Here is a 1,538-nt window from a genome sequence, read left to right on the forward strand (position 1 = left end):
ATATCTCCTATAATCCCTTCACAGTCAGCTTTTTATCTTTTATAGACAAGTCTAAAGATAAACGGGAGATTGGTAAAAAAGTCAGTACGAGTGAATTACTTGATTGGGTGCGGGTGTTGCGTCGCTATCCTCAAGATGAGGTACTGGAAAAGCTGGATGGTAAGATACCTTACGCGGGTGTTTTACTGAAAAGTTGGAATGATCATTTACGTTATTTGAGGCAGAACTTTGGATGTGAATGATGTACCTCTGCTGGAACTATTTACCAAACTCCGAGAAGCAGGTTTACCACTCGGTATTGATGAATATAATTTAGTTTTGCAGGCTTTGCAGGCTAGTTTTGGCATGAATGACCAAGCGGCTTTGAAGCGTCTGTGTCAGACTGTATGGGTGAAATCTGTTGAGGAAAGGCAGCTGCTTGAATATCATTTTGCAGCAATAATGGGTAATGAGGGGGTGTTGCCAAATTCAGAAATATTGCCTACACCAACTGAAAAATATCGGGTTTTTTCGATTACGCGCTACTTGGTTTTGGGGTTTTTGGGTGTTGGTATTGGCTTGAGTATGGTTTCTGACCAGATGAGCCAGACTCCAAAACTAACCCCAACCCCAACCCCAACATCAGAGCCGATTCAAATACCTGTTCCCCTTCCGATAACACCACTAAACACAACTCCCTCGCCGACAGTTGAGCCAACTGCAACCCCCAAGCAGACAAACACCAACACAAATCAAACAGATTGGATTTGGCAAAGTCTTTTATCATTTATCGCCTTGAGTGGTGGGTATGTACTTTTCAAGTGGTTAGTTCAACGCAATACGCAAAAGCTTAGTAGTGAAAGTACATCCCATTCAGAGGTAAATCCAAATTCTGCAAAATTAACTCAGATTATAGAAGATGAGGTACGAGTAGCTAAAGCTGTGCTGCAAGCTACTAGCCGCAATGACGAAATTTCTGTCAATCGCTTCATTCTATCCTCAGATTATTTTCCTGTAACTAGACGGCAATTGAAACAGAGTTGGCGGTATTTACGCCGTCCAGTACGTGAAGGCGCACGAACAGAGTTAGATGTATCATGTTTGCTCTAGGCGGACGGCTGTATTAATTTTTAGTGATGCTGGTGCAGCGCGTGGTGGTTATAGTGAAGAACGCTATGAATTAACTAGAGAATTTATCACTCAGTTACAACATCATGTGCGTTATATTGCTTGGCTGAATCCTATGCCGAGAAAGCGTTGGTTTGGTACAACTGCCGGTGAAATTGCCCATCTTGTACCGATGTTTGAAGTTAGTCGCCGGGGTGTGTAAGATGCTATTGGTGCGTTGCGGGGACGCTCACATTTTGCGGGGTGGAGAATATGAGCCAAGTAAAGCCGGAAGTTTTGAATAGACGGATTGAGTTGTTTGAGAAACGCTTTGGTAAAGCACACCTGTATTTGGCTTATCATGCGGCGTTCCCTTTGGCATTAACACCGGATTTGTTATAAGTAGCTAAACAAAATTAATTACATAGTTTTTACCAAATTCTCGGAGAATT

Annotated in this window: 3 protein-coding genes and 1 pseudogene; all 4 read left to right on the plus strand. The window is 42.5% G+C overall.

Translation table 11 applies throughout. From position 1 onward, the window contains the following. Window positions 1–242, plus strand: a pseudogene (locus ACM0OR_RS28120) (MoxR family ATPase); the annotation flags it as partial. Beyond that, window positions 229–1,089 (plus strand): hypothetical protein, encoded by an 861-nt coding sequence (locus ACM0OR_RS28125; RefSeq protein WP_414579693.1) that lies wholly within the window; start codon window positions 229–231, stop codon window positions 1,087–1,089. The pseudogene ACM0OR_RS28120 and the gene ACM0OR_RS28125, both read left to right, overlap by 14 nt. Next, window positions 1,070–1,309: a hypothetical protein gene (locus ACM0OR_RS28130; RefSeq protein WP_414579694.1), complete on the plus strand. Its 240-nt coding sequence runs from the start codon at window positions 1,070–1,072 to the stop codon at window positions 1,307–1,309. Before ACM0OR_RS28125 ends, ACM0OR_RS28130 begins: the two co-directional genes overlap by 20 nt. Window positions 1,310–1,359: 50 nt before the next feature. Further along, window positions 1,360–1,488: a hypothetical protein gene (locus tag ACM0OR_RS28135; RefSeq protein WP_414579695.1), complete on the plus strand. Its 129-nt coding sequence runs from the start codon at window positions 1,360–1,362 to the stop codon at window positions 1,486–1,488. Window positions 1,489–1,538 lie beyond the last annotated feature (50 nt).

The organism is Anabaena sp. CCY 9402-a (genome assembly GCF_963920945.1).
Lineage (GTDB): Bacteria > Cyanobacteriota > Cyanobacteriia > Cyanobacteriales > Nostocaceae > Trichormus > Trichormus minutissimus.

What these genes read in the sequence shown, in the direction of transcription:
- ACM0OR_RS28135 (WP_414579695.1), top strand. Translation starts at nt 1,360, where the DNA reads ATGAGCCAAGTAAAGCCGGAAGTTTTGAATAGACGGATTGAGTTGTTT.
- ACM0OR_RS28130 (WP_414579694.1), top strand. Translation starts at nt 1,070, where the DNA reads ATGTATCATGTTTGCTCTAGGCGGACGGCTGTATTAATTTTTAGTGAT.